Source organism: Achromobacter xylosoxidans (assembly GCF_002192695.1).
Classification (GTDB): Bacteria; Pseudomonadota; Gammaproteobacteria; order Burkholderiales; family Burkholderiaceae_B; genus Achromobacter; species Achromobacter xylosoxidans_C.
Genome location: NZ_MTLG01000005.1, coordinates 1 through 26,305 on the forward strand (window position 1 = coordinate 1; position 26,305 = coordinate 26,305).

At 67.9% G+C, this 26,305-nt stretch carries 25 protein-coding genes; 5 read left to right on the forward strand and 20 right to left on the reverse strand.

From position 1 onward, the window contains the following. Positions 1-316: 316 nt before the first annotated feature. From BRO63_RS01445 to BRO63_RS01470, 6 genes are all read right to left on the reverse strand, one after another. Positions 317-1,057: a lysophospholipid acyltransferase family protein gene (locus tag BRO63_RS01445; RefSeq protein ID WP_088138211.1), complete on the reverse strand. Its 741-nt coding sequence runs from the start codon at positions 1,055-1,057 to the stop codon at positions 317-319. Then, positions 1,054-2,343 (reverse strand): dihydroorotase, encoded by a 1,290-nt coding sequence (locus tag BRO63_RS01450; protein ID WP_088138212.1) that lies wholly within the window; start codon positions 2,341-2,343, stop codon positions 1,054-1,056. Before BRO63_RS01450 ends, BRO63_RS01445 begins: the two co-directional genes overlap by 4 nt. Further along, positions 2,340-3,257 (reverse strand): aspartate carbamoyltransferase, encoded by a 918-nt coding sequence (locus BRO63_RS01455; protein ID WP_088138213.1) that lies wholly within the window; start codon positions 3,255-3,257, stop codon positions 2,340-2,342. Before BRO63_RS01455 ends, BRO63_RS01450 begins: the two co-directional genes overlap by 4 nt. A 21-nt stretch (positions 3,258-3,278) precedes the next feature. Then, the gene (gene ruvX / locus BRO63_RS01460; RefSeq protein WP_088138233.1) at positions 3,279-3,680 is read right to left on the reverse strand and encodes a Holliday junction resolvase RuvX; all 402 of its coding nucleotides are present in this window, start codon (positions 3,678-3,680) and stop codon (positions 3,279-3,281) included. Continuing rightward, positions 3,673-4,260, reverse strand: coding sequence for a YqgE/AlgH family protein (locus BRO63_RS01465; protein WP_088138214.1), 588 nt, complete (start codon positions 4,258-4,260; stop codon positions 3,673-3,675). The genes ruvX and BRO63_RS01465 overlap by 8 nt, the downstream gene beginning before the upstream one ends. A gap of 152 nt (positions 4,261-4,412) precedes the next feature. Next, complete coding sequence (locus BRO63_RS01470; protein WP_003814980.1) at positions 4,413-4,577, reverse strand: rubredoxin; 165 nt, start codon at positions 4,575-4,577, stop codon at positions 4,413-4,415. Between the two features lie 156 nt (positions 4,578-4,733). On the opposite strand from BRO63_RS01470, the gene BRO63_RS01475 reads away from it, so the two are divergent. From BRO63_RS01475 to hemL, 3 genes are read left to right on the forward strand one after another with little or no spacing between them, the layout of a single operon-like run. Then, positions 4,734-5,543 carry a bifunctional hydroxymethylpyrimidine kinase/phosphomethylpyrimidine kinase gene (locus BRO63_RS01475; protein WP_088138215.1) on the forward strand — a complete coding sequence of 270 codons (810 nt, stop codon included), beginning with the start codon at positions 4,734-4,736 and terminating at the stop codon, positions 5,541-5,543. After that, on the forward strand, positions 5,540-6,205 hold the full coding sequence (gene thiE / locus BRO63_RS01480) for a thiamine phosphate synthase (RefSeq protein WP_088138216.1): 666 nt from the start codon (positions 5,540-5,542) through the stop codon (positions 6,203-6,205). Before BRO63_RS01475 ends, thiE begins: the two co-directional genes overlap by 4 nt. A 5-nt stretch (positions 6,206-6,210) precedes the next feature. Then, positions 6,211-7,488, forward strand: coding sequence for a glutamate-1-semialdehyde 2,1-aminomutase (hemL, locus tag BRO63_RS01485; protein WP_088138217.1), 1,278 nt, complete (start codon positions 6,211-6,213; stop codon positions 7,486-7,488). A gap of 33 nt (positions 7,489-7,521) precedes the next feature. On the opposite strand, the gene BRO63_RS01490 is transcribed toward hemL, so the two are convergent. Then, positions 7,522-8,274 (reverse strand): lytic transglycosylase domain-containing protein, encoded by a 753-nt coding sequence (locus tag BRO63_RS01490; RefSeq protein ID WP_088138218.1) that lies wholly within the window; start codon positions 8,272-8,274, stop codon positions 7,522-7,524. A gap of 271 nt (positions 8,275-8,545) precedes the next feature. Between BRO63_RS01490 and BRO63_RS01495 the strand changes: the two genes are divergently transcribed. Then, positions 8,546-10,303, forward strand: a complete 1,758-nt coding sequence (locus tag BRO63_RS01495) for a DUF342 domain-containing protein (RefSeq protein WP_088138219.1) — start codon at positions 8,546-8,548, stop codon at positions 10,301-10,303. A gap of 18 nt (positions 10,304-10,321) precedes the next feature. On the opposite strand, the gene BRO63_RS01500 is transcribed toward BRO63_RS01495, so the two are convergent. Genes BRO63_RS01500 through BRO63_RS01525 form a run of 6 tightly spaced genes read right to left on the reverse strand, consistent with a single transcriptional unit; the run spans position 10,322 to position 16,078 of the window. Next, positions 10,322-11,128, reverse strand: a complete 807-nt coding sequence (locus BRO63_RS01500) for an SDR family oxidoreductase (RefSeq protein WP_088138220.1) — start codon at positions 11,126-11,128, stop codon at positions 10,322-10,324. Positions 11,129-11,141: 13 nt separating this feature from the next. After that, positions 11,142-11,753 (reverse strand): cysteine hydrolase family protein, encoded by a 612-nt coding sequence (locus BRO63_RS01505; protein WP_088138221.1) that lies wholly within the window; start codon positions 11,751-11,753, stop codon positions 11,142-11,144. Continuing rightward, positions 11,750-12,283, reverse strand: a complete 534-nt coding sequence (locus BRO63_RS01510) for an aromatic-ring-hydroxylating dioxygenase subunit beta (RefSeq protein ID WP_088138222.1) — start codon at positions 12,281-12,283, stop codon at positions 11,750-11,752. The genes BRO63_RS01505 and BRO63_RS01510 overlap by 4 nt, the downstream gene beginning before the upstream one ends. Next, on the reverse strand, positions 12,274-13,617 hold the full coding sequence (locus BRO63_RS01515) for an aromatic ring-hydroxylating dioxygenase subunit alpha (RefSeq protein ID WP_088138223.1): 1,344 nt from the start codon (positions 13,615-13,617) through the stop codon (positions 12,274-12,276). The genes BRO63_RS01510 and BRO63_RS01515 overlap by 10 nt, the downstream gene beginning before the upstream one ends. Positions 13,618-13,626: 9 nt before the next feature. Beyond that, positions 13,627-14,871, reverse strand: coding sequence for a dienelactone hydrolase family protein (locus BRO63_RS01520; RefSeq protein ID WP_088138224.1), 1,245 nt, complete (start codon positions 14,869-14,871; stop codon positions 13,627-13,629). A 28-nt stretch (positions 14,872-14,899) separates the two neighbouring features. Continuing rightward, the gene (locus BRO63_RS01525) at positions 14,900-16,078 is read right to left on the reverse strand and encodes an ABC transporter substrate-binding protein (RefSeq protein ID WP_088138225.1); all 1,179 of its coding nucleotides are present in this window, start codon (positions 16,076-16,078) and stop codon (positions 14,900-14,902) included. 280 nt (positions 16,079-16,358) lie between these two features. Between BRO63_RS01525 and BRO63_RS01530 the strand changes: the two genes are divergently transcribed. Further along, positions 16,359-17,345, forward strand: coding sequence for an AraC family transcriptional regulator (locus BRO63_RS01530; protein WP_088138226.1), 987 nt, complete (start codon positions 16,359-16,361; stop codon positions 17,343-17,345). Between the two features lie 500 nt (positions 17,346-17,845). On the opposite strand, the gene BRO63_RS01535 is transcribed toward BRO63_RS01530, so the two are convergent. The 7 genes from BRO63_RS01535 to BRO63_RS01565 all read right to left on the reverse strand — a co-directional run bounded on the left by BRO63_RS01535 (position 17,846) and on the right by BRO63_RS01565 (position 25,654). After that, positions 17,846-18,253 (reverse strand): RidA family protein, encoded by a 408-nt coding sequence (locus BRO63_RS01535; RefSeq protein WP_088138227.1) that lies wholly within the window; start codon positions 18,251-18,253, stop codon positions 17,846-17,848. Between the two features lie 41 nt (positions 18,254-18,294). Continuing rightward, positions 18,295-18,720, reverse strand: coding sequence for an acyl-CoA thioesterase (locus tag BRO63_RS01540; RefSeq protein WP_013391343.1), 426 nt, complete (start codon positions 18,718-18,720; stop codon positions 18,295-18,297). Between the two features lie 20 nt (positions 18,721-18,740). Continuing rightward, entirely contained in the window at positions 18,741-20,381 is a 1,641-nt protein-coding gene (locus BRO63_RS01545) for an AMP-binding protein (RefSeq protein WP_088138228.1), read from the reverse strand. A 62-nt stretch (positions 20,382-20,443) separates the two neighbouring features. Continuing rightward, positions 20,444-21,613, reverse strand: a complete 1,170-nt coding sequence (locus BRO63_RS01550; protein ID WP_088138229.1) for an acyl-CoA dehydrogenase family protein — start codon at positions 21,611-21,613, stop codon at positions 20,444-20,446. 2 nt (positions 21,614-21,615) lie between these two features. Beyond that, positions 21,616-22,473, reverse strand: coding sequence for an enoyl-CoA hydratase family protein (locus tag BRO63_RS01555; protein WP_088138230.1), 858 nt, complete (start codon positions 22,471-22,473; stop codon positions 21,616-21,618). Positions 22,474-22,514: 41 nt separating this feature from the next. Then, complete coding sequence (locus BRO63_RS01560; protein WP_088138231.1) at positions 22,515-23,306, reverse strand: SDR family NAD(P)-dependent oxidoreductase; 792 nt, start codon at positions 23,304-23,306, stop codon at positions 22,515-22,517. Beyond that, complete coding sequence (locus tag BRO63_RS01565) at positions 23,303-25,654, reverse strand: bifunctional salicylyl-CoA 5-hydroxylase/oxidoreductase (RefSeq protein ID WP_088138232.1); 2,352 nt, start codon at positions 25,652-25,654, stop codon at positions 23,303-23,305. Before BRO63_RS01565 ends, BRO63_RS01560 begins: the two co-directional genes overlap by 4 nt. Between the last annotated feature and the right edge of the window lie 651 nt (positions 25,655-26,305).

Consider the following 26,305-nt stretch of genomic DNA (forward strand, 5'->3'; position numbering starts at 1 on the left):
GCCGCCCGCGCGGCCGGCCTGGGGCGGGCCCCGCAAGACACGCCACCAACCACCGCTCTAGCGGCGCAACAAGCCAAGACGCCCGTAGTCCGTCGGCGCGGGCGGCGTGGCGGCGAGCAACCTCGATGCGCCCGACGGAATCCGAAGGAGTCGCCGAAGGCGAGGACGAGGATGAGGAAGGGGAAGTCCGGAGCGAACGCTCCGGACCGCAATCGTGGGCGCTCGCCGCCACGCCGCCCGCGACGACGGACGACCTACCAAATAAACGTAATGGCAGCAGCCACAGAAACAACGACAACCATGAGCACAGTCATAGCTAGAGAACGCTCAAGATGGCATCCCGCGCCTGATGAGACAACTCCAGCCGCGTAGGCAGGCTCCCATCCGGATGCCGCGCCGCCAACGGCGGCAAAAACACCACTTCAACGGCCAACCCCGTCACTCCCAGCACCCGCCAGAGATTCGCCACCAGGGACTCCTCCCCCACGAACGCCGCATAGCCGCTGCGCTTGCCATGTTGCAGGAAGCGCAAGGCCACGGGCTGGATCTCAATGGCAGCGGAACGCGCCGGTTCGAACAGGCTGGCGTGGAAAGGCAGCAACTCGAAACCCTCGGTCGTCGTGCCTTCGGGGAACAACCCCACCGCATCGCCCTGCTTGAAGCGGGCCTGCATGGATTCACCCATGGCGTGCACCGCGTGGCGCTGGCCGCGTTCGATGAAGAGCGTGCCGGCGCCGGCCACCAGCCAGCCGATGATCGGCCAGCTGCGGATCTCGCTCTTGGCGACGAAGGACGTGGCGCGCGCCGAATTCAGCACGAAGATGTCGATCCAGGACACGTGGTTGGCCACCAGCAGCACCGGACCGGTCAGGCGCGGCTCGCCCTTGAGGACGACCCGCAGGCCACAGAAGGCCATCAGGCAGCGCGACCAGCGGCGGTTCAGCCAGGCGCGCGATTTGTGGCCGATCAAGGGGTACACCAGGCCCACGCACAAGAGGCCGAAGAGAATCCAGGGCACCACGAGGAACAGCCTAAGGACAAAGCGCAGCAGCTTCAAACCGGAGTCTCCCAGGCCAGGCTGCCACCGACCACGGTGGCGCGTACACGGCCGGGCAGCATCATACCCGCGAACGGGGTGTGGCCGCTGCGGCTTTGCAGGGCGCCAGGCCGCACCAGCCATTCGGCGTCCAGGTCGGCCAGGCACAGGTCTGCTGGCGCTCCCACGCCCAGATGGCCGGCCGATGCGAGCTGCGGCGCTATCTTGTCCAGCACCGCGGCGGGACCGCAAGTGACTCGCGCCAGCGCTTCGGCCAAGGGGCGCCGGTGGTCGCGCGCCCACTTCAGGGCCAGGGACAGCAGCAGCTCCAACCCGGTGGCGCCGGGCTCGGCCATGGGAAATGGCACGGCTTTGGCGGCGTCGTCGACGGGGGTGTGGTCGGAGCACAGCGCATCGACCGTGCCGTCGGCCAGCGCCGCCTGGATCGCGTCGCGGTCGCGCTGGCCGCGCAGCGGCGGGTTCAGGCGGAAGTCGGTGTTGAAGAAACCGATGTCCACGTCGGTCAGGTGCAGGTTGTGGGCGGACACGTCGGCGGTGACCGGCAGGCCCTCGCGCCGGGCTGCGCGCAGCAGCTCCAGTCCGCCGGCCGTGGACAGCCGCGTCAGGTGCACGCGCGCGCCGGTGGCGCGCTGCAGTTCGAAAATGGTGTGCAGCGCCACGGTTTCCGCCTGCGGCGGCAGCCCTTCGAGGCCCAGGCGTTCGGCGTAGGCGCCGCTAGCCGCGACCGCGCTGCGCGCAAGCCACGGGTCTTGCGGGCGCAGCCACAGCGCCAGGCCCATGCCGCTGGCGTAGCGCATCGCGCCCCAGAGCACGCGCGTGTCGATGATGCCTTGCTCGCCTTGCGCATAGGCCAGGCAGCCCGCCTGCGCCAGCAGGCCCATCTCGGCCAGCGTTGCGCCGGCCAGCCCCACGGTCATCGCGCCCAGCGGATGGATCCGGCATTGGCCGGGCTCGGCGTGGCGCATCAGCGCCTCGGCCTTGCCGGGCTCGTCCAGGGGCGCGCCGGGGTCCGGCGGCAGCACCAGCCGGGTGACGCCGCCGGCCAGGGCCGCGCGCAGCTCGGAGGGCGCAAACGCCGCCGCGCCGGGCTGCGATACCCGCGCCGACAGATCGATCAGACCCGGCAAAACTGCCAGCCCGCTTGCGTCCAGGCGACGGTCCGCGTGAAAGCCGTCGGGTTCGCTGCCCACGGCGACGACATGGCCGCCGGCAATGTAGAGGTCGTGCCGCCCGTCCAGCGCATTGGCGGGGTCAATCAGCCGGCCATTGGCGATGTGCAGCCTCATGGCGCGTCTCCGGTCAGCAGGTCCAGGGCGGCGAGGCGCAAATGCCGTTCGATATCCGCCAGCCGCGCCTCGAAGGGCGCAAGGCTCGCGGACACGTCGCCGTCGACCTCGACGCCGGGAGTCAGCGCGCCTGCCGGCAGCAGCAAGGCATCGGGGCGGCACGCGGCCATGGCATGCGGCGTCAGGCCATAGGCCTGCGCGTATTCGCGGGCGGAAGGCAGCTGCGCGCCGCTGATGCCTTCCACCTGCAAGGGCAGCACGATGACCACGTCGGCGTCCTGCAGCCCTTCCCGCAGCGAGGCGCAGGCGCGCACGCCTAACTGCGGCAAGCCGTCAGGCAACAGGGTGCGCGGCGCGGCGGCGCGGACTTCGGGCACGCCCAGCGTAGTCATGGCATGGATGACGGAGCGCGCCACGCGCGAGTGGCGGATGTCGCCCACCAGCGTGACGGCCAGGTTGGTCAGGTCCTGCCGCGCCTCGAGCATGGCTTGCACCAGCGCCAGGGCCGGCAGGGGGTCGGCGTGGCAGCCGTCGCCCGCGTTCAGGATGCGCAGGCCCGGCGCCGCGTGCGCGGCCGCGCAATGGGCCGCGCCGCTGGCGCCATGGCGCAGCACCAGCACGCCCGGCGCCAGCCGCGCGACGGTTGCGGCCAGCGCCTGGCCGGCTTGCGGCTCCAGCGCCACCGCCGACAGCGACAGATGCTGCGCGGCGGCGGTAAAGGCGTCGCGCTCCTGCGCGGCCTCGTCGGGCAAGCACAGGAACACCGGCAGCGCGGACGAGCGACGGGCGGGCGTCTCGCCTGCGGCGTGGCCGCGCGCCATGTCCAACAGCCGTTCGACATGCCGGCGGGGCAGCCCTTCGGTGGTCAGCAGGTGTATCAGTTCGCCGCGGCGATCGAGTTGCGGATTGAGCATAGGCAGGCCGGACCGCGCGCCTCAGGCCGCAGGCAGGGTGTCCAGATATCGTTGCAGGATGACGGCCGCGGCCATCGCGTCGTCGGCGGCATGGGTGCCCAGCAGGCGCTGCGCCTCCATGCTGGAGCCGCGTTCATCGACCAGCTCGACCGCCAGGCCGAAGCGGCCGTGCAATTGATTGGCGAAGCGGCGGCAGCGCGCGGTGGCCGGCTGTTCGCCGCCCTCGGCGTCCAGCGCCAGCCCCACCACGACGCGATGGGGCTGCCACTCCTGCAAGAGCGCCGCGATGCGGCCGAAGCGCGCCTCGCGGACTTCGCTGAAGATGATTTCCAGCGGACGCGCCTGGCGCGTCAGCGTATTGCCGATGGCGATGCCGATTTTCTTCTCGCCGAAATCGAAGGCAAGCAGGGTCTCTTCAGGCATGGCCGGCATCGCCCGCCAGCATCACCGGGTCGATGCCCAGCAGCTTCAATGCGGCCGGATAGCGTTCCTCGGGGGGCACGTCGAAAATGATGCTGTCGTCCGCGCCCACGCTGAGCCAGGCATTCTGGGCCATCTCGCTTTCAAGCTGGCCCGCGCCCCAGCCGGCGTAGCCCAGCGTGACCAGCATGCGGGCCGGCCCCTTGCCGTCGGCCACGGCCTGCAGCACGTCGCGCGAGGTGGTCAGCGCCATGTCGCCCAGCTTGATGCTGGAGCTATAGTCGCCGGCCGGCGCGTGCAGCACGAAACCGCGGTCGGTCTGCACCGGACCGCCAAAGAAGACCAGGGTGTCCTTCACGGGACCGATCTCGAGCGTCAGGTCGATGCGCTCGAACAGGGTGCCCAGCGTCAGGTCGGTGGGCCGGTTGATGACCAGGCCCAGCGCGCCGCGTTCGGTGTGCTCGCAAACGTAGATGACCGAGCCCGCCAGGCTGCCTTCCACCATGCCCGGCATGGCGATGAGGAATTGGTTGGCGAAGTTGGCTGCCTGCGTCGCGGCGTCTTCGTGGTGTTTTTCCGTCATGGCAACCCCTACATGGGTAATCTGAAAGAACCGTGGGGAGGCTGCGCGTGCCCAGCAAGCATCATGCCTGGCGGCGGTCCGTCCCACGGTTGCGAAGGATGGGGCGTAGTCCCATCTTACGAGCCTTGGCGGAATATGTCGGCGCTGCGGCCTCAGATTTCCATCAGTTCGAAGTCCTCTTTGCGGGCGCCGCATTCAGGACAGACCCAGTTCGGCGGCACGTCTTCCCAGCGGGTGCCGGGAGCAATGCCTTCGTCGGGCAGGCCGGCCTCTTCGTCGTAGACCCAGCCGCAAATCAAACACATCCAAGTACGCATAGTTCTCTCTTACATCAATTCCAGGCCCTTGCCCGGCGTCAGGGCAAAGGTAAGGGGCTTCCATTAGAATGGGGACAATCTTACCGAAACCCAATAGGGGTTCCCCTGATTCACCGCAAATGAGTCCGGGCGCCCCTCCACTCTAACGCTGTCCAAGTGGCCCCCGTTACTCCCCCTCTCGTTTTGGTCTTCGGCCCGCTCGATCCCTCGGGCTCCGACGGCCTGCCGGCAGACGCCGTCACCTGCGCCAGCCTGGGCTGCCACGGCCTCGCGGCCGTGACCGCGCTGACCGTGCGCGACACCGCCGGCATTGAAGAAATCCATCCCGTCACGCCCGACCTGCTGGACGACCAGGCGCGCTGCCTGCTCGAAGACATGCCGGTGCAGGCCATCAAGGTGGGCGGACTATACACCGCGGAAACCGCCAGCGTGGCGGCCCAGGTCGCCGCCGACTACAGCCAGGTGCCGCTGGTGCTGCATCTGGGCCAACGCGCCCAGCCGCCGGCCGACGCCGCCGACGAGGACGACGCCGACGACCTGCTGGCCGCCACCCTGGAGCTGGTGCTGCCGCAGACGGACCTGCTGGTCATCGAGCACCTGCGCCTGGCGCAGTGGCACGCTGACGGCGACATCGATATCGGGGACGCACCAACGCCCATGCACGCCCTGCTGGCGGCGGGAGCCGAGTGGGTCCTGGTCCTGGGCAGCCCGCAGCGCCCCGGCCACTATGCCAACATGCTGCTGGGCCCCAACGGCCAGACCGCCACCCTGCCCTGGCAGGCGCCCCCGGACCGCAACGGCGACGCCGGCGGCGTGGCCGCCAGCGCCATCGCCGCCATGCTGGCCCGCGGCCTGGAAATGCCCGAAGCCGTGCGCCAGGGCCTGGCGCACGCCGACGCGGCGGTGGCCGCCAGCTTCCTGCCGGGCATGGGCCGGCGCATTCCCAACCGGATGCCTCCCCAATGACAGCGCTGCGTTTCCCCACCGGCCTGTATGGCGTCACCCCCGAATGGGACGACACCGATCGCCTGCTGCTGGCGGTGCGCCAGGCCGCCGAGGGCGGCATGCGCTCGCTGCAACTGCGCCGCAAGAACGTGCCCGACGCCGTGCGCGCCGCCCAGGCCCGCGCGCTGGCGCCGCTGTGCCGCGAGCTGGGCGTGGTCTTCCTGATCAATGACGACTGGCGCCTGGCGCTGGACGTGGGCGCCGACGGCGCGCACGTCGGCCGCGAGGACGAAAGCCTGGCGCGCATCCGCGCCGAGGCCGGCCCCGACCTGATCCTGGGCGGCTCCAGCTACGACGACCTGGGCCGCGCCCGGGAATTGCTGGCCGCTGGCGCCGACTACATCGCCTTTGGCGCCATGTACGCCTCCACCGTCAAGCCCGACACCGTGCGCGCGCCGCTGTCGGTCCTGACCGAAGCCCGCCGCCTGACTGACAACTACGACGGCCCGCGGCCCGCGGTGGTCGCCATCGGCGGCATCACGCCGGACAACGCGCCGCTGGTGGCGCAGGCCGGCGCCGACGCCATCGCCGTCATCACCGCGCTTTTCGAGGCGCCCAGCATCCGCGCCGCCGCGGCCGCATGCTCCGCGCCCTACTCCGCCAACCCCAACCGCAAGCCTTGAACGCCATGTCCAGTAACGCTCAGCTTTTCGAACGCGCCTGCCGCAGCATCCCCGGCGGCGTCAATTCGCCCGTGCGCGCCTTCCGCTCCGTGGGCGGCACGCCGCGCTTCATCAAGCGCGCGCAAGGTCCGTACGTGTGGGACGCGGAAGACAAGCAGTACATCGATTACGTGGGCTCCTGGGGCCCCGCCATCCTCGGCCACTCGCATCCCGAAGTGGTGCGCGCGGTGCAGGAAGCCGCCGTCAACGGCCTGTCCTTCGGCGCGCCCACTGAAGCAGAAATCGAGCTGGCCGAAGTGCTGATCTCGCGCCTGCCCTCGCTGGAGCAGGTGCGCCTGGTCAGCTCGGGCACGGAAGCGACCATGACGGCCATCCGCCTGGCCCGCGGCGCCACCGGCCGCGCCAAGATCGTGAAGTTCGAAGGCTGCTACCACGGCCATTCGGACAGCCTGCTGGTCAAGGCCGGCTCGGGCCTGCTGACCTTCGGCAACCCCAGCTCGGCCGGCGTGCCGCCGGAATTCGTGTCGCACACGCTGACCCTGGAATACAACAACCTGGATGCCGTGCGCGAGGCCTTTGCCCAGCATGGCGCCGACATCGCCTGCATCATCGTCGAGCCGGTCGCCGGCAACATGAACCTGATCAAGCCGGCCCCGGGCTTCCTGGAAGGCCTGCGCGAGGTCTGCACGCAGCACGGCGCGCTGCTGATCTTCGACGAAGTGATGACCGGTTTCCGCGTTGGCCCGCAAGGTGTGCAGGGCCTGACCGGCGTCCAGCCCGACATCACCACGCTGGCCAAGGTGATCGGCGGCGGCATGCCGGTGGGCGCCTTCGGCGGCAGCGCCGAAATCATGAAGAACATCGCCCCGCTGGGCGGCGTCTACCAGGCCGGCACGCTGTCGGGCAACCCCGTGGCCGTGGCCGCGGGCCTGGCCACGATGCGCCTGATCGCCGCTCCCGGCTTCTACGACACGCTGGCGGCCCAGACCGCCAAGCTGGCCCAGGGCCTGCAGGAACGCGCCCGCGCCGCCGGCCTGGCCTTCTCGGCCGATTCGGTGGGCGGCATGTTCGGCATCTACTTCAGCGACAAGGTGCCGACCTCGTTTGCCGAGGTCTCGGCCTGCGACACGGCGGCGTTCAATCGCTTCTTCCATGCCATGCTGGACCATGGCGTGCACTTCGCGCCGTCCGCCTTCGAAGCCGGCTTTGTTTCTGCCACGCACGACGACGCGGTGATCAAGTCCACCCTGGACATCGCCGAAAAAGTCTTCGCGTCGCTGTAACGACGCCGGGGAGCCGGCCCGCGGCCGCTCCCCTCAGGGCGCCTTGTAGTGCTCGTACAAGGCGGTCACATCGCGGACGTAGGCCTGGGTTTCCGCATAGGGCGGCACGGCGTCGTACTTGCGCACCGCCCCTTCCCCGGCGTTATACGCCGCCAGCGCCAGATCCAGCCGGCCCGGGTACTGGTCGATCAGCCGGCGCAGATGGCGCGACCCCGCGTTCACATTGGTCGCCGGATCCACCAGCGCCGTCTCCACGTCCGCCACCGACAGCAGCGGCGCGGCCGTGGCCGGCATCAGCTGCATCAGGCCCAGCGCCCCCTTGGGCGAACGCGCGTCGCTGCGAAAGCCCGATTCGATCGCGATCACCGCCGTCAGCAAGGCCTGGTCCACGCCCGACTCCCGCGCCGCCCGCGCAATCAGCCCGTCGTGGGCGGCAGGCACCTTGAGCTCGCCCCAGCGCTGCGCGCGCGAAGCGGAGGCCAGGGTCACCAGGCGGGCGCCGTCGCCAGACTTGGGCTCGCATTCCAGACAGACCTTCATGCCGCTACCACGCCAGGCGGTCCTGGCCTGCGCCCGCTTGTAGTACTTGGCGTAGCCCGTGGGCACCTTCATGGACCGCCACACGCCGTAAGGATCCTTGTAGCGGTAGATGTCAGCGGCCTGCGCGGGGCTGGCGGGCGCCAGCATCAGCACGCCGGCCACCATGGCCGCCAGCGCCGCCATGCCGCCGGCGCGCGCCAGGAGCGCGCGCAGGGCCGGCAGGACGGGACGGGGGTGGCGGTGCATGGAATGGCGCTCCGGCGGCGTCCGAGGACGCATGGTGGAGGTCCTATGCTGCGGCGACTGCGCTGTTTTGTCGCTAGTACCGACGCCCTAGTCCTGGCCTGTCGGTCGCCATCCCAGGGAAAAACAGGGGCGGAACTAGGACATGCGGCGGAATTTGTCGATCCTACTTTCCAATAGTTGTGGAAGCTTGGGATAGAATATGACTTAATATTTCCTATAATTACCAAATGAGTGAACTTGGCGGCTAGCGCCAAGGGCGGGAGACGCTGAGATGGACGCAGAAAACACGCTCCAGTTGATGCTGGATGCCACGACCAACGTCCTGACGGCGGTCTATACGCCGCCTGCGTGTCCCGAGCCGGCGGATTCCTCCGCCGAGGCCGGCTCGCCTGCCCCCGGGGCCGAGGCGGACGGCGCGGCCGATCCCGACCACGACGCTAACGTGGCCATCGCCGCAGAAACCGCCGAACCGCGCGCCCGGATCAACCCTGACTTGCCCAGCTGGGACGCCCTGGCGGCCGCCGCCGTCGCCCAGGGCTGGAGCGCCGAGGCGCTGGACAGCCAGGCCGTCCTGAGCTTCATCGACCTCTGCCGCCACGCCACGGCAACCGTGCAGGCCCCGGTCGGCCAGGTCATCGACGGCTCGCTCGAATTGGAGATGGACGCCACGCGCATGTCCGCCCTCCTGACCCTGCTGCCGCCCGTGGGCGGCAAGCCTGTAACACTGGAAGCCGTGCGCCAGGTGCTGGCCGAACGCGGCATCGTACACGGCATCCTGGAACAGGAACTGACCGACGCCGTCACGCAGGGGCGCCGCGAAACCGTACAGATCGCCCGCGGCACGCCGCCCACCCGCGGCACCCCGACGCGCTTCGAAAGCCTGCTGGACCGCCTCAAGCCGCGCGGCCAGGACATCGACGAACTGGCCCAGGTGGACTACCGCGACCTGGGCAGCCTGCTGCTGGTGACGCCCGGCATGCCCCTGATGCGGCGCACGCCACCCCTGCCCGGCGTGGACGGCACCACCGTGCTGGGCGAGCCCATCCTGCCCGACGAACTGCCCGACACGCCGTTCGCCAGCGACCTGTCCGGTGCGGCGGTGGATCCCGAAGACCCGCTGCTGCTACGCGCCACCATCGCCGGCACGCCTACCCTGGTCAGCCACGGCGTGCAGGTCAATCCCATGGTCGAGGTGGACGCCGTCAACCTGAGCACCGGCAACATCCATTTCGAGGGCTCGCTGCTGGTGCGCGGCGACATCGCCGCCACCATGGAAGTCCACGTGACCGGCGACGTGGTGGTCAACGGCACCATGGAAGCGGCGCTGGTCGAGGCCGGCGGCAACGTGACAGTCAAGGGCGGCATCATCGGCCTGGCCGAAGCCCTGCAGGACGCCGCGGCCGCCGCGCGCACCGCCCGCGTCGTCTGCGGCGGCGCGCTGCGCGCTAAGTTCATCGAGAACGCCGTCATCAGCGCGGGCAAGGATGTGGACGTGGAGCGCGAGGTCCGCCAGAGCAGCATCGCGGCCGGCGGCAGCGTCAATGTCGGGCCGCCCAACACCCAGCAAAGCGCCATCACCGGCGGCCAGACCCGCGCCATGCAAGCCGTGCGCGCCGGCACCTTGGGCTCGCCTTCGGGCATCCCGACGCTGGTGCAGGCCGGCCTGGATCCGCATGCCGACATCAAGCGCACGGCGCTGGCGCGCAAGCGCCAGAAGATGCACGAGGAAAAATCCAAGCTGGAACAGCTGCTGATGTTCCTGAAGGCCAATCCGCAACGCGCCCCCGGCGACGTCGCCGACCGCGCCCGCAACACCCACGTCAAGCTCAGCCAGGACATGCTGGCGCTGGACGCGGAGGAAGCCCAGCTGATACAGGACCTGCAGCCCCTGGCCAGCGCCACCATCCAGGCCGCGCGCCGATTCTGCGGCGGCGTGACGATTCAGGTAGGCAACAAGATGCAGGAATTCCTGGAAGATCAGATCGGCGGCAAGGCCGCCGTCGAAGAAGGGCAGATCGTCATCCGCTGACCCCGCCCGCCGGCGCCCTCAGGGCGCCAGCTCCTTGAACCAGGCGCGAGGCGAAATGCCGCGGTCCGGACCCAGGATGGAAAAGCCGCCGTCCACGGGAATGTCCACCCCCGTCATCCACGACGCCGCGTCGGAGCAGGCGAAGCACACGGCCGCGGCGATCTCCTCGCCCGAGCCGACCCGCCCCAGCGGATGGAAATGCGCCCCCACCGCGTCCGCCGCCGGACGCGAGCCGCCCGACAACTGCTCCACCGACGGCGACCAGGTCCAGGCGGGCGACACCGCCAGCACGCGCACGCCGGCCGGCGCCAGCTCCACCGCGAAGTTCTTGGTGATCTGCAGCAGCGCCGCCTTGGACGCCGGGTAAAGCGCGCGGCCGGCCGCGCCGAACTTGCCGCCCGTGCTGCCCATGTTCACCACCACGCCCCCTCGCCTCAACAGCGGCGCAGCCAGTTGCGTGAAGATGGCCGCCGACACCAGGTTGGTATCCAGCGTGCGGTGCCATTCCTCGCGCGTCGATGCCAGGCCCCGGTCCGCGTACTGGCAGGCGTTGTTGACCAGGATGTCCAGCCTGCCGTAGCGTGCCGCGGCGGCGTCGATGCAGCGCTGGATCTGGTCGTCCTGCCCGATGTCGGTTTCGCAGTACAGCGCGCGGCCGTCCAGCTCCTTTTCGAGCTCGCGGCCGGCCTCGGCATTGCGCCCGACCAGCACCACGTTGACGCCCGCCGCAGCCAGGCCGCGCGCGATGTCCGCGCCCAATCCCTGGGTGCTGCCGGTGACGATGGCGGTCTTGCCAGCCAGCCCGGGAAAGCCTGTGAAGTCCATGATGAATCCTTGATCAATGAGGCGCGGCGGCCCAGCGCACAGCTTCCGCCACCGGCCCGGTTTGCGCAATCAGGCGCATGCTGGCCAGCGACGCGTTATGCACCGCCGGGTCGGCGGATGCGCAGGCGTCCTGCGCCACCATGACCTCGAAGCCGATGTCGGCCGCGTGGCGCACCGTGCCCTCCACCACCGAATGCGTGGCGACGCCTGCCACCACCAGCCGGCGCGCGCCCAAGAGCCGCAGGGTCTCTTCCAGCGGCGTGCCGTAGAAAGCGCTGATGCGGGTGTGCTTGACCACGAACTCGCGCGCGCTGCCGGCCAGCGGCTGCAGCCCCTCGTAAAAGGCGCTGCCCCACTGCCCCTCCGGCACCGCGCCGATGGCGGCCACGTTGCGGAAGATGGGGCAGTTGGCCATCAGGTCGGCGTAGTCCGGCCGGAACGCGATGCGCACGTGCACGATGGGCAGGCCATGGGCCCGCGCCCCGGCCAGCAGGGCCGCGGCGTTGTCCAGCAGGCGCTGGCGCGCACCGCTGTCCGCATCCAGGCCGACGCGGATCTTGCCCTCGGGGTGCAGCACGTCGTTCTGGAAGTGCAGCGCCAGCACCGCGGCGTCGGTCGCGGTCACACGAACACCTCGAACACGTCGTGCACGTCGTCGCAATTCACCAGGTCCACCCGCTTCATGCGGATACGCCAGCTATCGCCCTCGGCGGCCAGCTTATGGGTATAGCGGCCCGCCAGCTGGCGCGGCTGGCGCTTGCGCCATTCGGTCATCTGGAAGGTGGAATGCACCACCAGATTGCCGCCGGCGTCCACGCCCTCGATTTCCACCGCGCCCACCAGCCGCGCGCTGCGCGTGGGCGGCTGCTGCGACCAGTTGCGCGGATGCTCCAGCCGGCGGATGCGCACGTCGCGCAGCATGCGGTCTTCCCAGAACAGCGAGATATGGTCATACGGACTCTGCTGGCCCGGCACGCGCGGCATCCAATACATCCCGTCCGTCGTCCACAGCGCCTGCCAGTCGTCGTAGCGGCGCTCGTCCAGCAGGCGCGCTTCCCGGTACAGGAACTGCGCGATGCGGTGATAGGCGTCGGCCGGCACGTCGGCCGGCGACAGGCCCTCGGTGCTCACGTCGAAATCAAGGTCTAGCAGCATGAGCGCTCTCCGGTGGCGGCTTCCGTGGCGGCGGGGCCGGCTTCCATATAGGTCTTCCAGGCGTCGAACTGGTTGCGCATGGGCAGCTCGCTGGTGCCGTTGACCGACACCAGGCCTTCGCTATCGCTGCGGTCGCTGCCGTGGTAGCGGTGCATGCTGACCCATTCGCCGCCGCGCGTGGCATTGCCTTCCTGGCAGCGGTTGTAGAGTTCGATGTCGTCCGGCATGACGTTGGACGACGGCGAATTGATGACGTTGGCGTACAGCATGGCGCGCTTGAACACGCCGTCCGGCGCGCCCTTGCAGCGGAAGGTCTGGATCTCGATCATGGTGCGGTCCACGGCGATCGGGCGGATCACGCGGAACTGCTGGAACACCGTGTGGGGCGAACCGCTGCCGTAGATGACCGTGTTGTGCCGGTTCATGCCCAGGATCTCGCGGGCGCGGGTCTCGCCATAGGCGGCGGCCAGGGTTTCAAAGTGCGCGCGCGACACCGGGTCGCGCTCGGCCGCGCCCGGATTAAAGATGCCTTCCATGTAGCCGTGGCCGTTGGCATAGGCGCGCAGCTCCAGCTTTTCCCAGAACTCGTAGGGTTCGCCGTTGCCGTCCATGATGTGCAGCTCCAGCGGCATCTCGCCCATTTCCTTGGCTTCGTCGCGGGCCGCGGCATACGACGATTCATGCGTGACGCGGGCGTGCATGGTGTCGTGCAGGTTCTCGTAGAACACCTTCCAGTTCGAGCGCTGCATGACGCGGAAGATGCCGCCTGCAACTTCCACCTCGCCCACCGGCGAACGGTCGCAGAGGTTGTCGATCGACGAACGCACGCCGCCCAGGAAATCCTCCAGCGCCGGCCCTTCCTTGGCCTGGCTGGCGAACACGAAGCCGCGATAGCTTTCCACCCGCGCCACCCGGCGCATCGAAAAGGACGGATCGGCGGGATCGTAGGCCGTACCCTCCAGCCCCTGCTTCAACGGCACGCCCAGATGGCTGCCGTCCAGCTTGAAGGTCCAGGCATGGTAGGGGCAGCGGAAAAACTTGCCGACACAGCCTTCGCCGTCGGCCACCACCTTGGCGCCCTTGTGCGGGCAGCGGTTGTACAGCACGTGCACGCGGCCGTCGGTGGCCCGCACCATCAGCACGTCCTGGTCGCCCAGGCGCGTGGTGTGGTAGTCGCCCGTCTTGGGCACCTGGCTTTCATGCCCCACGTAGATCCAGGCGCGGCCGTAGATACGCTGCATCTCCAGGTCGAAGATGGCAGGGTCGGTATAGACGCCGCGGTGCACGCTGTCGCCGCGCACCATCGCGGCCAATTGTTCTTCGGTGTATGACATGTCCGGCTCCTACTTGTTCTCGCTTTCTTTCCAGCGCGCCATCAGCGTGTTCGACGGCAGGGTCTCGTCCAGCAGCTTGGCGGCGGTCTCGCGGCCCGCCACGGGCAGGCCCTTGGGGTCCAGCAGGCCCACCTGCACCAGCACGCTGGCCTGGTCCCAATAGATGTGTTCGTGATAGAGCTTGTCGCCGCGGAACTTGACGATGGCGATCAGCGGGATCTCCACATACTTGCCGGTGGGCTTCACGCCCGGCAGCAGCCAGTCGATCTCGGTGGTGTGCGTGAAGCAGAACAGCAGTTCGTCCACGATCTGCGTGGCGCCCACCGTGCGCGACAGCGGCACCAGGCGCGTGTCCGGCGGATTGCTGTTGACGAAATGGTGCTGGTAGAAGCGGCTCAGCTCCTTATGGCCCACCCCACCCGTCATGGTGGGGATGTGATTCACATAGGGCTCGGCCACCATGGTCGCCATCGTCGCCGCCACGTCGCGCGTGCCGAATTCGTATTCGCAGTGCTTGTCCCACAGATACGAATAATCGAACTCCGGTCCGATGGCGCGCTGCAAGGCCGCCATGCTGCGCTGATGCGCCATCAGCGCCGAAGGCTTGTCGTAGTGGTCGCCGCCCGTGCGCGCAAACGCGTGGTCCATGCCCGGATAAACATAGATCTGCACCCCCGGCTTGTTGCCCAGCGCCTCCAGGATGCGCTGGCGCGCCTCGGGCGGACAGAAGCCGTCCTGCTCGGCAATATGCAGCACCAGGCGACCGCGCAGTTGCGACGCTTCTTCCAGGCTGTTCTCGATGCCCACGCCGTAATAGCCAATGGCCACGTCCACGTCGGTGCGGCAGGCGGCCAGGTAGGCCAGTTTGCCGCCCAGGCAATAGCCCAGCACGCCCACCCCGCCCTGCCTCTCGGGCAGATCGCGCAGCGCGGCGATGGTGGATGCGATGTCCTGCAGCCCCAGCTCCACGTCGAACTTCTGGTAGAGCTCGAAGGCGCGCGGCATGTCGGCCGGGCCATCGGTCAGCTGGATGCCCGGCTGCTGGCGCCAGAACAGGTCCGGCACCAGCACCACATAACCTTCCTCGGCCAACAGCTGCGCCGCGCGGCGCATGAAGTCGTTCACGCCAAAGATCTCCTGGCACAGCACCAGGCCCGGGCCATGCCCGGACGCCGGCACGGCCAGATAGGCGCCGAAGGACTTGCCGTCATGCGAGGCGACCGTCACTTCGCGCGTCGTGATGTTCTGGGTCATACGTATCTCCTTGAAGCAAACATCCGCTTTATTTCATCTGGCAGGCAGCGGCGAAAGGATCCTGGTACTGGGTCAGCACGGTGCCCGACAATTTGTTGGACAGCTTGCCTCCCGCCCCGGCCTCGACGATGCGCAGGTAATAGTTCTGCACCGGATACTGGTTGCGGTTGAACTTGAAATCGCCCCGCACCGACTTGAAATCCGCGCGCCGCAGCGCCGGGCGCAGCGCGTCCGCCTCCAGCTTGCCGCCGGTCTGCCGCACCGCGCTGTCCAGCAGCATGGCCGCGTCATAGCCCTGCGAGGCATACAGCGTGGGACTGCGGTTATAGGTCTTCCGGAAGTCCTCGACGAACTTGCGGTTGGCCGGGTTGTCCAGGTCCGAGGCCCACTGCGAGGTATTGCGCATGCCCTCGATGGGCGCGCCCACCGCCGCGATGGTGTCCTCGTCGCCCGAGAAGCCCGGCGCCAGCAGCGCGATCTCCTTGGACAGGCCAGCGCCGTTGAACTGCTTGATGAAGTTCACGCCCATGCCGCCCGGCAAAAAGAAGAACACCGCATCCGGCTTGCTGGCGCGCAACCGCGTGATCTCCACGCCGTAGTCCAGCTGCCCGAGCTGGGTGTAGATCTCTTCGGACAGCCCGCCCTTGTACAGGCGCTTGAAGCCGTTGAGCGATTCCCGTCCGCCCGGATAGTCCGGCGCGATCAGCGCCACGCTCTTGTAGCCCTGGTCCGTGGCGTACTTGCCCATCGCGGCCGGAATGTCCTCGTTCTGCCACGCCACCGCGAAGAAATTCGGATTACAGCCCGCGCCCGCATAATTTTCCGGCCCGGTATTGGTGCTGAGGTAGATCGTTCCAGACTGCAGGATCGCCGGCATCACCGGCAGCAGCACGTTCGAGAACACGATGCCCGTCATCACGTCCACGCGGTCGCGCTTCAACAGCCGCTCCACCGCCTGGCGGCCGGTGTCGGCCTTTTGCTGGTCGTCCGCCACCACCACTTCCGCCGGCAAGCCGCCCAGCTTGCCGCCCGTATGTTGCAGCGCCAGATTGAAGCCGTCGCGGATCTCGTTGCCCAGCGCCGCGCCCGGCCCCGACAGCGTCGTCAGCAAGCCGACCTTGACCTTGTCCGCCGCCGTCGCGCCCGCCGCCGCCGTCATGCACACCAGCGCAGCCAGCGCGCGCCGGCTCCATAGATTCCGATTCATGAGCCACCCCGTTATCCCCGCCTGGCCATGCCGGCGGAAAGCTGACAGATCCCGTCTGCCGTCGGTAAACGCATGCTGCCGAACAACGCCGCCAGCTTACGCGCCGCGGCGGCGCCCTCCAACCACCACGCGAAGGGCCTGCCGGCTAGATTAGGCCGCGCCCGGGGGCCGCTCTATCCGGATTCCGTCAGCCTTATCCGGGAATCACTTAATTCCAAGTCCTTGACGTTTAAATTACCCTCGGCAGTAACACGGGAGCGTTCCCGTCCCGGAGGCATCCATGCACGGCTGGTCCCGACTCACGCTTGCGCCCCTGTTCAAGCGGCGCGTCTTCAGCTCCACCCAGCAGGACGAGACGCGCACCCTCGTCTCCGAAGCCCTGAAGGAACACCGCCTCACCTGGAAAGGCGGCCGCGTCGATGCCGAACTGAACCGGGGCCGCTTCGGCTCGCTAACGGTCTGTACCTTGCGCTACGGCGCCGAAGTCCACATCGAACCCGACCGCCTGCAAGACTTCATGCTGGTCCAGGTCCCCCTGAGCGGCCGCGCCTGTATCGAATGCGGCAACGACCGCGTCGACGCCGACCCCGACTGCGCCGCCGTCATCGCCCCCAACCGCCCGCTCAAGCTGCACTGGGAAGCCGGCTGCGAACAGCTGCTGCTCAAGATCCCCCGCGGCAAGCTCGAAGCCATCGGCCAGCGCGCCTTCGGCGCAGCCGCCACCCGCCCGCTCGACTTCAGCCCCGCCCTGCGCCTGGACAACCCCGTCGGCGCCGTCTGGCGCAGCATGGTCGAAAGCCTGATCCACCTGCTGCCCACCCTGGACGACGGCGCCCCGCGCCCGCCCGCCGCCTGGCTCGAACACCTGGAAGACACGCTGGTGCTGCACCTGCTCTACAACCAGCCCAACAGCTGGCAGGCGCACGCCGGCATCGCCCCCGCCGTCCCGCGCCGCCTGAGCGCCGCCGAAACCTATATGCGCGACCACCTCGCCGCCCCCCTCACCCTGGCCGACATCGCCCGCCACGCCGGCGCCAGCGCCAGCGCGCTGACGCGCCTGTTCCAGGAACACCGCAACACCACGCCGATGAACGCGCTGCGCGCGCTGCGGCTGGACGAGGCCAGGAGCCGGTTACGGACGCAGGCAGCCGCCAGCGTCACGGAAGTGGCGCTGGGCGTGGGGTTTGGACATTTGGGAAGGTTCTCGGAGTACTACCGGGAACGCTTCGGAGAATTGCCGCGCGAAACGCGGCGAGTAATGGAATAAAAACGAGTCGACAACGACCTGCGCGCCCCCTGGCGACGCAAGACACCGCACAAGCCCCAAGAGGCCGCCCGCGCGGCCGGCATGGGGCGAACCCCGCAAGATATTCGGCGCCACACAGGCCCCAAACAGAACCCTACGAACACCACCCGCCCCAGCTGACGCCAACGGTAACTGACAGAGCTCGGCGCGGTGGTGGCCCGGGAGGCGCGGGGCGTCGATAAGCCCGACGGAATCCGAAGGCAGCCGCCGCAGGCGGCCACGAGGATGAGGCAGGGGAAGTCCGGAGCGAAGGCTCCGGACCGCAATCGTTGCCCCGCGCCTCCCGGGCCACCGCCGCGCCGGGCGTCTCAAGAACCAGCAACCGCCAAGCGCAACGGTCACGTACGAATCCGCACGCCGGATCATCTCAGCAGCAGACGCATCAAGAACCCAAAGCCCACAAAAAAAAGCACCGAAGGTCAGCAACAAAGCAACCCTCGGCGCCCAGGAGCAACCGGCAATTACTGCGCCGGCACCACGGCAGTAACCTCAATCTCCACCTTGGCCCGATCCTCAACCAGATCGGCCACTTCCACCGCCGTCATCGCCGGAAAATGCCGGCCGATGTACTCCCGGTAGTGCTTGCCGATGGCCGGATAAGCCGCCACGTACTCGTCCTTGTCCGTCACGTACCACGTCATCCGGACGATATGCTCAGGCTTGGCGCCCCCTTCGGCCAGAATCGCAACAATGTTCGCCAACGTCTGGCGCACCTGCTCGGCCAGATCGTCGGTTTCGAACTGCTGCTGGCCATTCCACCCCACCTGCCCGCCCACGAACACGAGCTTGCTGCCCACCTGCATCTCGGTGAGCACGCCATTCGAATAGCCCCGGGGCGCCATCCAATCCGGCGGTTGCAGAATTTTCATAACGTCATCCTATATTTAAGAAAGCAAACGATCCCCGCCGCTTACGCCGCGGGAACCAGATAAGCCTGCATGCGTTCCCGCAGATCCGCAGGCAGCGGCATGGACTTCATCGTCCGCAAATCCACCGTCACGATCGTCAGCGTCGCCGACAAGCGCAACTGGCCATCCGGCCCCTCGAAACGCACCAGCGCCTTGAACGACGCGCCGCCAATGCGTTGCACCTCCAGCACCTGGCGCAAACGCTCGTGCCAGCGGCTGGGCGCGCTGAAATCGCACTGCACCGACGCCATCGGCGTACCGATGTGCCGCTCCACGTGCAGCGCATGAAACGGCAACCCCATGCCCTTGTCGAACCACTCCTCGACAAAGTCATTGATCATCTCGAAATAGCGAGGATAGAAAACGATGCCCGCCGGATCGCAATGACGGAAGCGGACTTCGACCTGGCTGATGAAAGGAGCTGCCATGGAATTTCCTTGTTGCCGGTTCAGGCCATCTTGCGCAGCGCGAAACGCTGCAGCTTGCCGGTTTCGGTGCGCGGCAGCGCCTCGACAAACTCGATGGCACGGGGATACTTGTAGGGCGCAATATTGGCCTTCACGAACTGCTGCAGCGCCGCGACCAGCTCGCTGCCGGCCTCATAGCCCGGCTTGAGCACCACGAACGCCTTGACCACTTGGCCACGCTCGTCGTCCGCCGCCCCCACCACGCCGCACTCCGCCACGGCCTCGTGGCGCAGCAGCGCGTCCTCGACCTCGGGACCCGCGATGTTGTAGCCCGCCGACACGATCATGTCGTCATTGCGCGCCTGATAGAAGAAATAGCCGTCGTCGTCCTGCAGAAACGTATCGCCTGGCAGGTTCCAGCCGTCCTGCACGAAGCGCCGCTGGCGCTCGTCCGCCAGATAGCGGCAACCGGTGGGACCCTTGATCGCCAGCCGCCCCACCGTGCCGTTGGGCACCGGCTTCATGTCGTCATCGACGATCTGCGCCACATAGCCCGGCACCACCCGGCCGATGGCGCCGGCCTTGACCGACTCCGGCGGGCTGGACACGAACACGTGGATCATTTCCGTGCCGCCGATGCCGTCGATCATCTCGATGCCGCTGGCCTTCTTCCATAGCTGACGGGTGGCATCCGGCAGCGCCTCGCCCGCCGACACGCTCTTCTTCAGCGAAGACAGATCGAACTTGCCCACCAGCGCCGACATCTGGCGATAGAACGTGGGCGCCGTGAACACGATGGTGGCGCGGAAATCCTGGATCAGCTGCAACAGGCTTTCCGGCGACAGCTTCTCAGCCAGCACCGTGCTCGCACCCACGCGCAGCGGGAAGCACAGCAAGCCGCCCAGGCCGAACGTGAAGGCCAGCGGCGGCGTGCCGCAGAAAATGTCGTCCGGCCCCGGCTTGATGACATGCTTGGGGAACAGGTCGCACATTGCCAGCACATCGCGGTGGAAGTGCATGCAGCCCTTGGGCGCGCCGGTAGTGCCGCTGGTGAAGGCGATCAGGCAGACATCGTCGGCCGCCGTATCGCAAACATCAAAGGTATCCGGCTTGGCCGCGGCCAGCGTATCCAGCGCGTCGGGCGCCTGGTCGTTGAAATACATGACCTTCTTCAGGCCGGGGCAATGATGCTCATGGCTGGGCTGGGTGCAGAACTCAGCTTCGTCCTTCAGCCGCGCATCGCACAGCACGGCCTGGATCTGCGCCTTGTCGATGATCTGCTTGAGCTCCTTGGCGCGCAACAGCGGCATCGTCGGCACAGTCACCAGCCCCGCCTTGATCGCAGCCAGCCACGACGCGGCCATCATCGGATTGTTCGGCCCGCGCAGCAGCAGGCGGTTGCCCGGCACCAGCCCCATATCTTCGGCCAGCACGCGCGCGATGCGGTTGGTCAGCGCGGCCAGCTCGCGGTAGGTCATCGTGGCCTGCTTGCCGTCCTGGCTCCAACGCAGCGCGACGCGCTCGCCGTGGCCGCGCTCGACCATGGCGTCCACCAGTTCGACCGCGCAATTGAAACGCTTCGGATAGGCCACGTCGGGACCGTCGAGCAGAAACTCTGGCCATTGTTCGCCCGGGGGCAGATTGTCCCGGGCGAAAGTGTCGATGTGGGCGGATGCTTCCATGGAATTCCCCTTGCTATTGCGGTGTTTTTGCTGTGCCGGGACGACGGAGCTCGATGGCTGCCTTACGCCTTCAGCAGTTCACGGGCAATGATCAATTTCTGCACTTCTGTCGCGCCTTCGTAAATCCGCAGCGCGCGTATTTCCCTGTAAAGCTTCTCCACCGGCATCCCCGACACCACGCCCGCGCCGCCGAACATCTGCAACGCGCGATCGATCACGGTCTGCGCCGATTCCGTGGCCGTCATCTTGGCCATGGCCGCTTCGCGCGTGGTGCGCTGCTTCAGCACGTCGCGCATCCAGGCCGCGCGGTAGGTCAACAGCGCCGACGCATCGATCGCGGTCGCCATGTCGCCCAGCGCGGCCTGCGTCAACTGCAGGTCGGCCAGCGTCTGGCCGAACATGCGGCGCGACTTGGAACGCGCCAGGCCCTCGTCCAGCGCGCGGCGCGCAAAGCCCAAGGCCGCCGCCGCCACCGAGGCGCGGAAGATGTCCAGCGTCATCATGGCCAGCTTGAAGCCCTGGCCCGCATCGCCCAGCCGGTGCGACACCGGAATGCGGCAGTTGTCGAACGTAATGGTCGCCAGCGGATGCGGCGCGATCAGCTCGATGCGTTCGCTGACCTCGAAGCCCTGCGTATCGGCATCCACCACGAAGGCGCTGATGCCGCGTGCGCCAGGGGCTTCGCCGGTGCGCGCGAACACGCAATAGAAGTCCGCGATGCCGCCGTTGGAGATCCAGGTCTTGGCGCCATTCAGCACGTAGTGGTCGCCGTCCAGCCTGGCCTCGCAGGCCAGCGCGGCCACGTCGGAGCCGGCGTCGGGTTCGGACAGCGCAAAGGCGGCGATGGCTTCACCGCGGGCCACGCGTGGCAGGTAGCGCTGGCGCAGCTCGTCCGAGCCCATCAGCGAAATGGCGCCGCTGCCCAGGCCCTGCATCGCGAAAGCGAAGTCGGCCAGCCCTTCGTGGCGCGCCAGGGTTTCGCGCAGGATGCAGACGGCGCGCGAATCCACTTCCGGCAGCGCGCCGCCCCAGGCGCCGCCTGGGCCGCCCGCGACCGCATAGCGCAGCCAGCCGGCCTCGCCCATGGCGCGCACCAGCTTCTTGCAGGCGCCATCGGCGTCATGGTGATCCACGTCCCCCAGGGACGCCTCGCACCAGGCGTCGACCTCATGCGCCAGCTTGCGGTGCGCATCGTCAAAAAACGGCCAATCCAGCCAGCTTGCGTCGCGCATGCTCAATCCCCTTGGAAAACGGGCTTTTGCTTGGCTACGAAAGCGTCGTAGGCGCGGCGGAAATCGCGCGTCTGCATGCAGATGGCCTGGGCCTCGGCTTCGGCCTCGATGGCTTCGTCCACGCCCATGTTCCATTCCTGATGCAGCAGCTTCTTGGTCACGCCGTGGGCGAAGGTCGGGCCCGCGGCCAGTTGCGCGGCCAGCGTCTGCGCGGCGTCGGCCAGCACGCCCGGCTCATGCAGGGCGTTGAAGAAGCCCCAGCTGGCGCCCTCTTCCGCCGTCATGGCGCGGCCCGTGTAGAGCAATTCGGAAGCGCGGCCCTGGCCGATCATGCGCGGCAGCAGGGTGCAGGCCCCCATGTCGGCGCCGGCCAGGCCGACTCGCGTGAACAGGAAGGCGGTGCGCGCGGCGGGCGTGCCCAGGCGCATGTCCGAGGCCAACGCCACCATGGCGCCGGCGCCAGCGCAAATGCCGTCGACCGCCGCCACGATGGGTTGGGGGCAGGCGCGCATGGCCTTGACCAGGTCGCCCGTCATGCGGGTGAAGTCCAGCAGCTCCGGCATGCTCATCTTGGTCAGCGGCCCGATGATCTCGTGCACGTCGCCGCCCGAGCAGAAATTGCCGCCTGCGCCCGTCACCACCACGACCTTGATGTCGGTGGCATACACCAGCGCGCGGAACAGATCGCGCAGCTCGGCGTAGGAATCGAACGTCAGCGGATTCTTTCGCTCGGGGCGGTTCAGCGTCACCGTGCCGATCTTGCCGTCGGCCGACACCTGCCACAGGAACGTCTTGGCCTGATAGCCGGCAAACGGACGCTTGTGGTGTTTCATGGTGTGTTCTTCGGGCTGGGTGCTCATGGTGTCTCCGTTCGTGGATTGGGGTGGATGGGGCGCCGGCTTCAGCCGGTCATCACTTCGCCGCCGTCTACGGCGATGGCCTGGCCGTTGACCGAGGCCGAGGCCGGCAGCGCCAGCCAGGCGACCGTCTCGGCCACTTCCTCGGGCTGCACCAGGCGGCCCTGCGGATTGCGCTCGGCCAGCTTGGCGCGGGCGGCGTCCGGCGTCATGCCGGTCTTGTCGACGATGTTCGATACCGCGCCGCGCACGATGTCGGTCTCGGTGTAGCCGGGGCACACGGCGTTGACCGTGACGCCCTTCTGCGCGGTTTCCAGCGCCAGCGAGCGGGTCAGGCCGATCACGCCGTGCTTGGCGGCGCAATAGGCGCTGACGTAGCCGTAGCCGATCAGGCCGGCCGTGCTGGCCACGTTGATTACCCGGCCCCATTTTTCCTGCAGCATGCCCGGCAAGGCCGCCTGGATGCAGTGGAAGGTGCCGGTCAGGTTGACGTCCAGCATGGACTGCCACAGCGCCGCGTCGGTGCGGTCAAAGCGCTGGCTGACGGCCTGGCCGGCGTTGTTCACCAGCACCAGCACCGGTCCGAACTCGGCCTCGGCCTGGGCGAAGGCCGCCCGCACTGAAGCTTCGTTGGCGATGTCGGCGCTGACGGCCTGCACCTGGCCCAGGCTGGCCAGGCTGTCGGCCGCGGCGTCCAGCGCCGCGCCGTCGCGGCCCAGCAGCGTGACGCGGGCGCCGCGCTGCAACAGCGCCCGGGCGCAGGCCAGCCCGATGCCGCGGGCGCCGCCCGTCACCAGGGCGTGGCGTCCCGCCAGCGGGAGCGAAGTTGCGTTCATTTGATATCCAGTTGCGCCATGGCGGCGGCGCGTTCGAAGTTGGTTTCCAGTTGGCGCTTGCCGGCGAAGTACTGGCTCGGCCACGAAACATCACGGTAGCCCACTCGCGCCGCTTCGCGTAGCGTCCAGGAGGCGTCAGCCAAATGGGGACGTGCCAGCGCGCAAAGGTCGGCGCGGCCCGAGGCGATGATGCCGTTGGCGTGGTCGGCCTCGAAGATGGCGCCCACCGCGATGGTCGGGATGCCGGCCTCGTTGCGCACACGGTCGGCGAACGGGGTCTGGAACATGCGGCCGTAGACCGGCTTTTCTTCCTTGCTGACCTGGCCCGACGAGCAGTCGATCATGTCGGCGCCGGCGGCCTTGAAGTGGCGCGCGATCTCCACCGCGTCATCGGCGGTGATGCCGCCTTCGACCCAGTCGCTGGCGGAAATCCGCACCGACATGGGCTTGTTCTCGGGCCAGACGGCGCGCACGGCGTGGAACACCTCCAGCGGGAAGCGCAGGCGGTTCTCCAGGCTGCCGCCGTATTCGTCGGCGCGCTGATTGGTCAGGGGCGAGATGAAGCTGGACAGCAGGTAACCGTGGGCGCAGTGCAGCTCCAGCCAGTCGAAACCGGCCTGTTCGGCGCGGCGGGCGGCGGCAACGAAGTTGTCGCGCACGTCGTCCATGTCGGCGCGCGTCATGGCATGCGGCGTCTGCGACACGCCCTCGATGTACGGCAAGGCCGAGGCCGACATGAGCGGCCAGTTGCCTTCGGCCAGCGGATGGTCGATCTTCTGCCAGCCCAGCTGGGTAGACCCCTTGCGGCCGGCGTGGCCCAGCTGCAGGCCGATGCGCGCATCGCTGTTGCCATGCACGAAGCCGACAATGCGGGCGAACGCGTCGCGCTGCTCGTCATTCCAGAGGCCCGGGCAGCCCGGGGTGATGCGGCCGTCCGGCGACACGCAGGTCATCTCGACCATGACCAAGCCCGCGCCGCCCATGGCGCGCGCGCCCAGGTGCACCAGGTGGAAGTCGCCCGGCACGCCGTCGGTGCAGGAATACATGGCCATCGGCGACACCATGACGCGGTTCTTCAGCCGCACGCCGCGCGCCTGGTAGGGCGTCAGCATGGGAATGGCGGGCCGCTGGCCCGGTTCCGCTGCGGCGCCAGCGCGTTCCGCGATCCAGCGCTCGAAGCCTTCCAGCCAGGCCGGGTCGCGCAAGCGCAGGTTTTCATGCGAGATCCGCTGCGAACGGGTCAGGAGCGAATAAGCGAACTGTTCGGGTTCCAGGTCGGCGTAGCGCTCGACGTTCTCGAACCATTCGGTGGAGTTGCGGGCGGCGTTCTGGATCTTCAACACTTCGACGCTGCGCACTTCCTCGTAGTGCTTCAAGCCGGCTTCCACGCTGCCTTCGGCGCCGCTCAGGCAGCGCGCCAGCTCGATGGCGTCTTCCAGGGCCAGCTTGGTGCCGGAGCCGATCGAGAAGTGCGCGGTGTGGGCGGCGTCGCCCATCAGCACCACGGGCACGCGGCGCTCGCCGCGGGCGGTGTCCAGATTGTTCCAGTGCACCCAGGTATTGCAGATGACGCGCGGGAAGCGGATCCAGATGGCCGAGCCGCGCAAGTGCGTGGCGTTGCTGATCAGCGGATTGCCGTCCAGCCAGGGCGCGAACAGTTTTTCGCAGTAGGCGATGCCCTCTTCCTGGCTCATCTGCTCGATGCCGGCGGCCTGCCAGGTCTCCTCGGGCGTCTCCACGATGAACGTGGACATGCCGTCTTCGTAGCGGTAGGCGTGCGCCTGGAACCAGCCGTGCTCGGTCTGGACGAAGGCAAACGTGAAGGCGTCGAACACCTTCTTGGTGCCCAGCCACACGAAGCGGCAGCGGCGCTGGTCGATGTCCGGGTGGAAGGTGTCGGCGTAGCGGGTGCGGACCTGGCTGTTGATGCCGTCCGAGGCGATGACCAGGTCGGCGTCGTATTCGCGGGCAATGGCCTGGTCGTCCTGCACGAAGTTCTCGAACACCAGTTTCACGCCCACGTCCTCGCAGCGCGCCTGCAGGATGTTCAGCAGCTTCTTGCGGCCGATGCCGATGAAGCCGTGGCCGCCGCTGCGGATGTTGCGGCCCTTGAAGTTGATGTCGATGTCGTCCCAGTGGTTGAAGGCGTCGCCGATGGTCTGGGCGGAAACGGGGTCGGCTTCACGCAGGTTCTGCATGGTCGCGTCCGAAAACACCACGCCCCAGCCGAAGGTGTCGTAAGGGCGGTTGCGCTCGATCACGGTGACTTCGTTGGCGGGGTCCTGCAGCTTCATGAGCAGACCGAAATACAGGCCGGCGGGGCCGCCGCCGATGCAGACTATTTTCATTGCCGTAACGCTCCGTGGTAAGCGACTACCGCTCTGAATTCCTGGAGCTGGGGCCGCAGATATTTAAACCTGGATAGTTTAGGCTTGAAATATATACCTGAAGGTGCCGGGGTGCAAATGGGGAAAGTATCTAGATACTTGGGGGAGGATAAATGGGGACGATCTTTGGATTCTTTGGGGGGCTTTCGTTGGGTTCGCTGTTGATACTTTTCGGGTTTTTGGTCACCGCCGTGCGGCCGTAGGCCGCTCGTCGGCGCAGGCGGCCAAGAATGACATACGTGATTTCTTGAATTTCTATTGTGTTCGCTTGCGCGCATGCGATCAGGGGCTTGCTACTGGCATCCAGGCTTCAGGGGGTCGGCGGTGATGGGTGGCGCGCGATGGACAGCCGCTTGCGCATGCAGACCCGGACGCGCGCCACCCATCCGGCATCCGCGTTGAAGTGACGATTACTGACCAACCCGTACTTGGCCAATGCCGCTACTGCAGCCCCCCCACCACGTTCAGACCCGATTCTCACCCGCCGTACTTGTCACCAGGAGAACACCTCGCCACCAGCGCGCAGCGCCATCACACGACGCAAGACACCGCGTAAGCCCCAAAAGGCCGCCCGCGCGGCCGGCCTGGGGCGGGCCCCGCAAGACACGCCAC

Coding starts and splice junctions, on each gene's coding strand:
- BRO63_RS01525 (WP_088138225.1), bottom strand. CDS start 16,078: ATGAATCGGAATCTATGGAGCCGGCGCGCGCTGGCTGCGCTGGTGTGC.
- BRO63_RS01465 (WP_088138214.1), bottom strand. CDS start 4,260: ATGACGGAAAAACACCACGAAGACGCCGCGACGCAGGCAGCCAACTTC.
- hemL (WP_088138217.1), top strand. CDS start 6,211: ATGTCCAGTAACGCTCAGCTTTTCGAACGCGCCTGCCGCAGCATCCCC.
- BRO63_RS01490 (WP_088138218.1), bottom strand. CDS start 8,274: ATGCACCGCCACCCCCGTCCCGTCCTGCCGGCCCTGCGCGCGCTCCTG.
- thiE (WP_088138216.1), top strand. CDS start 5,540: ATGACAGCGCTGCGTTTCCCCACCGGCCTGTATGGCGTCACCCCCGAA.
- BRO63_RS01545 (WP_088138228.1), bottom strand. CDS start 20,381: ATGGAAGCATCCGCCCACATCGACACTTTCGCCCGGGACAATCTGCCC.
- BRO63_RS01510 (WP_088138222.1), bottom strand. CDS start 12,283: ATGCTGCTAGACCTTGATTTCGACGTGAGCACCGAGGGCCTGTCGCCG.
- BRO63_RS01530 (WP_088138226.1), top strand. CDS start 16,359: ATGCACGGCTGGTCCCGACTCACGCTTGCGCCCCTGTTCAAGCGGCGC.
- BRO63_RS01515 (WP_088138223.1), bottom strand. CDS start 13,617: ATGTCATACACCGAAGAACAATTGGCCGCGATGGTGCGCGGCGACAGC.
- ruvX (WP_088138233.1), bottom strand. CDS start 3,680: ATGCCTGAAGAGACCCTGCTTGCCTTCGATTTCGGCGAGAAGAAAATC.
- BRO63_RS01555 (WP_088138230.1), bottom strand. CDS start 22,473: ATGAGCACCCAGCCCGAAGAACACACCATGAAACACCACAAGCGTCCG.
- BRO63_RS01550 (WP_088138229.1), bottom strand. CDS start 21,613: ATGCGCGACGCAAGCTGGCTGGATTGGCCGTTTTTTGACGATGCGCAC.
- BRO63_RS01495 (WP_088138219.1), top strand. CDS start 8,546: ATGGACGCAGAAAACACGCTCCAGTTGATGCTGGATGCCACGACCAAC.
- BRO63_RS01535 (WP_088138227.1), bottom strand. CDS start 18,253: ATGAAAATTCTGCAACCGCCGGATTGGATGGCGCCCCGGGGCTATTCG.
- BRO63_RS01565 (WP_088138232.1), bottom strand. CDS start 25,654: ATGAAAATAGTCTGCATCGGCGGCGGCCCCGCCGGCCTGTATTTCGGT.
- BRO63_RS01520 (WP_088138224.1), bottom strand. CDS start 14,871: ATGACCCAGAACATCACGACGCGCGAAGTGACGGTCGCCTCGCATGAC.
- BRO63_RS01455 (WP_088138213.1), bottom strand. CDS start 3,257: ATGCTCAATCCGCAACTCGATCGCCGCGGCGAACTGATACACCTGCTG.
- BRO63_RS01560 (WP_088138231.1), bottom strand. CDS start 23,306: ATGAACGCAACTTCGCTCCCGCTGGCGGGACGCCACGCCCTGGTGACG.
- BRO63_RS01500 (WP_088138220.1), bottom strand. CDS start 11,128: ATGGACTTCACAGGCTTTCCCGGGCTGGCTGGCAAGACCGCCATCGTC.
- BRO63_RS01540 (WP_013391343.1), bottom strand. CDS start 18,720: ATGGCAGCTCCTTTCATCAGCCAGGTCGAAGTCCGCTTCCGTCATTGC.
- BRO63_RS01470 (WP_003814980.1), bottom strand. CDS start 4,577: ATGCGTACTTGGATGTGTTTGATTTGCGGCTGGGTCTACGACGAAGAG.
- BRO63_RS01450 (WP_088138212.1), bottom strand. CDS start 2,343: ATGAGGCTGCACATCGCCAATGGCCGGCTGATTGACCCCGCCAATGCG.